This is a genomic window from uncultured Marinobacter sp. (assembly GCF_963974375.1).
Lineage (GTDB): Bacteria > Pseudomonadota > Gammaproteobacteria > Pseudomonadales > Oleiphilaceae > Marinobacter.
On sequence record NZ_CAXBDN010000263.1, the window covers coordinates 1 to 6,094 of the forward strand.

Below are 6,094 nucleotides of genomic sequence, written 5' to 3' on the forward strand. Positions count from 1 at the left end.
GAGCATCGCCCTTACAAGGCGAGGGTCGGGGGTTCGATCCCCTCACCACCCACCATTTCCTGCCTTGCTTTATACTGCGTTTCAGTTACGCCGACCTCTGTTATCCGCCCGTTTTCCAATCGTCTCCTCGTGTGATCCGTCCACAGCGTTGTACCTGGTTTTTCTATACCTGTCCGGCCGGGAAAAGTTGCCTGGAGGGTTGCTGTGCATGGTCTTTAACGCCCGGTTGGTAAGGGTTTTCCGCAACAAGCGCCAAAAAATTGGCGAAAAAATACTCCGCACAATGACGTCAAACACAGAGTCGGATGTCGATATTTTTTACACTGTTTCAAAGCCGTCAATAAACCGGAGTTGAAACATGTCTGTTCGCGCCATTAAAGCATCAAAGGCAGGGATCGCCGCAGTTATTTGTGCTGTTGCCCTGGCAGGATGTGGCGGAGAATCGGGCAACGCAGGTGTGCCGGTCAACGGCAGCCAGCTGGAAAATACCGGTGGTCAGAGCGGAGAAACCTCCACCACCGGCAGCGCGACCCTGACCTGGGTTGCACCCAGCTACAGAGTGGACGGTACCACCCAGCTGGGCGACAGTGACATTTCCGGGTACATCGTGAGCTATGGTCGCAGCGTCGGGGAGCTGGACCAGTCTGCAGATGTTGGTTTCTGCGTCAGCTGCCAGTTTGAAGTCGACAGCCTGAGCGAAGGTACCTGGTATTTTGCGGTACAGACCGTAGACTCCAGCGGCCTGGTAAGTGCCCGCTCTGACGTGGTCAGCAAGTCGATCGGTTCCTGACGGACTTCGGGTCGGGAGCGCTCCGGACCAGGTGCCTGCTTGTCAGGGGCCGGGAGCCACCGGCAACTTGAGGGTGAAGGCAGAGCCTTCGCCCTCGATTGACTCGACGTTTATCTCACCCTTGTGTTTTTCCACCACCACGCTTACAAACGACAAACCAAGTCCGACACCATGGTTGCCGGCCAGTTCGCTGCTCTTCTGGCGGCGGAACCGGTCAAACAGTCCCGCTAGTTCGGACTCCGCGATACCTACTCCCTCGTCACTCACGGTCAGGCAGGCCTGATGGCCGGCGCGGAATACCTGGATGGTGACCGTGGTGCCTGATTCGCTGTACTGCACGGCGTTGGTCAGAAGATTGATGACCGCCCGTTCAAGTAGCTCGGCGTTGCCTCTGAGCCAAAGGTCATCACCGTCCTGAAGTACCAGTCTGATGCCTTTCTCGATGGCCTGCTCGCTGACACTATCGCGGGCATTTTCCACAATAGAGAGAAATTCGCAGTCGTAGAAACGGGTCTCGGTGAGCTGCTCTGCCCGCGCCAGCTGCACGAACTCTTCCGCCAGATAATAGCTGCGCCTGGCCAGTTTGCGTAGCTGCTCCAGCTGTTCGGTCTGAACTTCACCAGGGCGTCGCTTCAGCTGTTCGATGAGGGCCAGCTGTGACACCAGTGGGGAGCGTACATCATGGGAGATAAAGTCGATGGCTTCCCGGTGCTGACGTTGCTGTTCCCGTAGCTCGGAAATATCCGAAATGTTGGCGATTACGCCATTCTGGGAACTGTCTGGCAGCAGGAAAGGGGCAAAGTGGATCAGGAAATCCCGGTCATGCAGATGCAGGTCAACGGTCCGGCTCTCCTGCAGGGTCAGAGTGTCTGCCAGGGTTTCAGACCAGCCGGGGGAGCGCGGGTCGTGGCCCTGCAGCAGGTGGGCCAGTGCCATACCCTGCAGGCTGGGCGCCGGCTGTTGGAACCAGCGGGGCACGTGATTGTTGGCGAACAGGATCAGCCCCAGTGCGTCAGTGACAATGATGCCGTCAGGCATGTGTTCGAAACTGCGCCAGATAAATTGCTGAATATGGTTCAGGCGTTCGGTGGCGTGCTGGGCGCGATTGATCCGGGTAGACAGGTTTTCAGCGCCGGCCCGGCGTCGCTCGGGTGCGGTGTCGGCCTGCAGCCTGAGACGATTCAGATACCGTTCGGCTGCGGCTCCTGCCAGCCCAGATGGCAGGACCAGTCCGATTCGGTAAACGCGCTCACCGCGCTCCAGCGTGACCTGGCTGAGTCCGTCCCTGTGGTGCCACAGACCGTGCAGATCCGGACCAGGGCCGAGATCGGTAGGGGTCAGGTTCTGCTGACACAGCACCGTGCCGTTTTCGATCAGCAGCCAGCCACCCGGCTGCAACAGGGTCTTCAGGCTATCAAGTACTTTAAACGGTTCCCGGTGTGCTGGTGTGGGCAGGTGTAACAGGTTGCCCCGTTCCAGAAGATCAATCTGCTGATTGAGGAAATGGTTGGCCAGGGACAGCCTGCGGGTACTCCACAGCGGAAATGCAATAAGCGGGACCAGTACGGCATTGGCTATGGGTAGCCAGAATCGAAACACCATCAGCAGACAGACGGTCAAAGCGGTCAGGCCCAGAGTCAGACCAATGCTGAAAACCAGGGTTCGACTGGGTCGCAGTCTTGGTAAGAAAAGCATGACCAGTATCAGGGACGCCAGTGTTAAAAGCCTGGGCCAGAGCGAAGACGCCGTCGTGATCAGTTGGTTCTGGCTGAGTGCAGAGTAGACGTTGGCGTGAAACTCAACGCCGGCCATGGGGCGGGCCAGACCGGAAAAAGGGGTTGGCAGTACGTCACCAAAGCCGGCAGCGGTGGCACCGATCAGCACGGTCTTGCCCGTCAGCCAGCCGGCCTGGGCTGGTGCGTCAAGGATGTCGCTGTAGGAATAGGTGGTGAATTCGTCGCCCCGGCCTGAAAGCGGCACCCTGACAAAATCTCGTCGTACATTGACATAGGCGGGAGCGCTCAGTCCGGGGAACAGCCGTGGGTCTGAACCGGGTTCGCGATTGTGTGCCGCGAGGCTCATGGCAGGCCAGAGTTCATTGCCGAGACCGCTGTAAAGATAAAGGCCCCGTGCGATGCCGTCAAAGTCCAGCTCGACATGGGCGTGACCGAGTCCGGCAGCCGCGTCCATCAGGGGGTAGGCCGGCAGATGTTCCCTGAACAGTTCGTTGTGACTGGCCGGTGCCAGATACAGTGGCAGGATCACCCGTCCGTGCTCACGCATGCGCTGGGCCAGAAGCTCGTCTTCTGACGTGGACTCAGAGAACAGGATATCGAAAACGATGGTCCGGGCCCCGGCGGTATCCAGCTGACGGATCAGCTCCGCGTGGGTGGAGCGGGGCCAGGGCCAGGGGCCCAGGGCGGCGAGACTTTTTTCATCAATGGCAACAAGGACCACGTCCGGATCTGCTGATGCCGGCCAGGTAGTGATCAGGCTATCGTACAGCCAGTTATCCAGTCGCTGAGGCAGCGACGTGAGCTGCACCAGAAGCAGTATAACCATCAGCGGCAGGGCCAGTGTCCAGGCTGAGAATTTTAAGGAAGACCAATCCCGCGTCATGGGCCCTGCTGTGCGTGTGGTGAGTTTATTCTACAAACAATTCCCTCCCTGGACCCCAGCGACCGGCAAGAGGACCATCAGAAACTGCTTTCAGGCGCACAAAATACCGCCTTCCGGGAATAAGGCGCAAGGCTGCTGTCGTATCATTGACATCGGCCTCCTTGATGACTTCGCGGAATGACGGGTCTTCGGAGAGCTGCAGGCGGTAGCCGTCGGCGGTCTCGACCGTTTCCCAGAAGATTCTTACCTGGCGCTCAATATAGTTGGTGCTTATGACCCGAACCGGCGGCAGCATGCCATTGACGATCAGCGGGCGGGTTTCACTGGTGGCCACGGAGGTTTCACCAGCCTCAGTTACCACGCGCCAGAAGTACTGACCAGGATTCAGCGGCTTACCAGGCATACTGCTGTTCCCTTTGGTCCAGTCGCTGGTACTGACAACCTGCTGGAAATCCTGGTCGGTAGCAACCTCCACCCGGCCGGATTCATTTTCGCCGGTGAACTGCCACTGGAACTCGGGCTGGTCGGAGTCGAGGGTTGCACCCGCTTCGGGCCGGACCAGTTCGGCCGCCCTTGCCGCCAGATCAACCTGGAACTGCAGCGTCCCCGGCATGCCGCTCAGGCCGTCAGGCGTCAGCGCCGCAATTTCGATGGTGTATCGGCCATTGGCGAGATCGTTCATGGCGTAACGGGGATCGCGGCTGTGTTCGCGGCGAAGCCAGTTTCCGCTGTCGGCATCGAGAATGTCGATCTGATAGTTGCCAGCCCCGGTCGGCTCCCAGCCAAGCTCGATGGGGAGCTGGTTGACGGTGTCTGGCACCGGCCGGGTTTCCGGTCTGGGGGGCAGTCTGCGCAGATTGACGGGGCTGTTGCCCGCGACCTTCACGGTAGCCGCGTAGCCGGCGGGAACGATACGGGTCCGCCCCGGGGCGCCGAAGTCCACGTCGCCTTCGGTGACCTGAATGTAGGAGCCGAGGTCGTCAGTCTGGATGGCGAACGCGGTGCCCCGGACAGCGGCAATGGCGGACGGAGTTTCCACCTCGAAGCGGGAGCCGCCTTCGATCAGCGGTTTTACGCGATTGCTCATGCTGCCCCGGTTGAGCCGCATGCGGGTATCGGTCATGCCTTCGCGGCCGTAGCGGGTCAGCCGGTTAAAGACAATCTGGCTGGCCGGGTTAATACGCACCACGGAGCCGTCGGCCAGCTCAACGGTAGCAGTACCGGAACTGGTGATCAGGGTATCGCCCGCCCGGATGCGCTCGCCGCCGCTGGCTCTTCGAACCTGACCGGTACTGGCGGTGCGGATCTGGACCTGTCCGGTGATGGCGGTGAGCACCGCAGGTTCCGGTTGCTGGGTCAGCCATGGCACCGGAATGCGAAGGGTATCGCCCGCTCTGAGCGCGCTATTGACCGCGATCTGGTTGTAGCTGGCCAGCCTTTGGGCGTTGATGTTGCTGGTCAGCAGTTCGGTTGCAATCTGCTGCAGGGTTTCGCCGGAACGCATGGTATAGCGCCATTCCCCGGCAGTTCCGGAACGGTTGCTGCTGGCGTTTGCCACTCCCGCCGAACGGATATCGGAACCCCGGGCAATATTGAACTCGGCCGGGGCAACCGCAGGCCAGCCCAGGCACACCGCCAGTACCGACATCTTCAGCCATTGCCGAAATCTGTCTGTCGGTGAGGCCTGCTGCCGGGACACCAGCGGGCGTCGCCATTCGTTGAGCGGGTGTTTCATCATGCTCCGGATTCAGTCTCGATGGTGTCGCCGGCATTACTGGCGTCGCTGGCCTCGGCGATACCCTCAAGGCGATAGCCCCGCTGGTAAATGGTTTTGATCCGGAAACCGTTGTCCGGATTCAGGCCCAGGCGACGGCGAAGACGGCTCATATGCGTGTCCACAGTCCGGGTATTGATATCGCGGGTTAACCCCCAGACCCGCTCCAGCAGCATCTCCCTGGTCAGCAGGCGGCCCTGGTTCTGGAACAGGAACAGGGTCAGGTCAAAGTCCTTGTCGGTCAGGGTCAGCGACTCACCGCGCAGGGTAATGGTCCGGCGCGTGGTATTTACGACAAAGGGACCATACTGGAGCTCTTCCTTTTCCACATCGGGGTTCGAACGACGGGCCAGGGCATTGATACGCGCCACCAGTTCGGCACGCCGTGGCGGTTTGGTGAGGTAGTCATCGGCACCGGCATCCAGCGCCTGCACGATGTCCTGTTCACTGTCTCTCTGGGTCAGGAACACCACCGGGATCGGCCAGTTCAGCTGGGCACGAACTTCCCGCAGCACATCGAGGCCGGTCATATCGGGAATCTGCCAGTCCAGAATCATCAGGTCGTAGCTGCGGTGCAGGACAGCGCTGAGAAACCCCTGACCAGTGGGAAAGCTGTCGCAGTGGTGACCTTGGTCCGCCAGTATCTGCTGAACGTTCTGAGCCTGTTCGTGCTCGTCTTCCAGCAAGGCAATGCGCATGGGCTAACTCCTGAATAGCTGTGCCGGTCTGAAGGGCTGACAACCGTGTTTTAAATATGACGAAAAATTCAGAAACCGGCTCGCCCTGAAAACATGGCATTATTTTCGCCGGGACAGTTTCGCAAATAAGACGGCCGGCGTCAGTGTCATTATGTAGTCTTGCGTAACCCGGCGGCCGTTGCGGCAGGCAGGCCGTCGCTATCATCTACTGTT

At 59.8% G+C, this 6,094-nt stretch carries 4 protein-coding genes; 1 reads left to right on the forward strand and 3 read right to left on the reverse strand.

Translation table 11 applies throughout. The features are described from left to right. The first annotated feature begins 358 nt into the window (after window positions 1–358). On the forward strand, window positions 359–790 hold the full coding sequence (locus AAC035_RS17675; protein ID WP_339806412.1) for a fibronectin type III domain-containing protein: 432 nt from the start codon (window positions 359–361) through the stop codon (window positions 788–790). Between the two features lie 42 nt (window positions 791–832). Here AAC035_RS17675 and AAC035_RS17680 read toward each other — a convergent pair whose 3' ends face one another. The 3 genes from AAC035_RS17680 to AAC035_RS17690 all read right to left on the reverse strand — a co-directional run bounded on the left by AAC035_RS17680 (window position 833) and on the right by AAC035_RS17690 (window position 5,881). After that, entirely contained in the window at window positions 833–3,352 is a 2,520-nt protein-coding gene (locus tag AAC035_RS17680; RefSeq protein ID WP_339806413.1) for a CHASE2 domain-containing protein, read from the reverse strand. 82 nt (window positions 3,353–3,434) lie between these two features. Then, entirely contained in the window at window positions 3,435–5,147 is a 1,713-nt protein-coding gene (locus AAC035_RS17685; RefSeq protein WP_339806414.1) for a FecR domain-containing protein, read from the reverse strand. Then, window positions 5,144–5,881 (reverse strand): response regulator transcription factor, encoded by a 738-nt coding sequence (locus AAC035_RS17690; RefSeq protein WP_339806415.1) that lies wholly within the window; start codon window positions 5,879–5,881, stop codon window positions 5,144–5,146. The genes AAC035_RS17685 and AAC035_RS17690 overlap by 4 nt, the downstream gene beginning before the upstream one ends. Window positions 5,882–6,094: the final 213 nt, after the last annotated feature.

Excerpts from the sequence above, each read along its gene's own strand:
- AAC035_RS17690 (WP_339806415.1), bottom strand. The coding sequence starts at position 5,881 with ATGCGCATTGCCTTGCTGGAAGACGAGCACGAACAGGCTCAGAACGTT.
- AAC035_RS17680 (WP_339806413.1), bottom strand. The coding sequence starts at position 3,352 with ATGGTTATACTGCTTCTGGTGCAGCTCACGTCGCTGCCTCAGCGACTG.
- AAC035_RS17685 (WP_339806414.1), bottom strand. The coding sequence starts at position 5,147 with ATGATGAAACACCCGCTCAACGAATGGCGACGCCCGCTGGTGTCCCGG.
- AAC035_RS17675 (WP_339806412.1), top strand. The coding sequence starts at position 359 with ATGTCTGTTCGCGCCATTAAAGCATCAAAGGCAGGGATCGCCGCAGTT.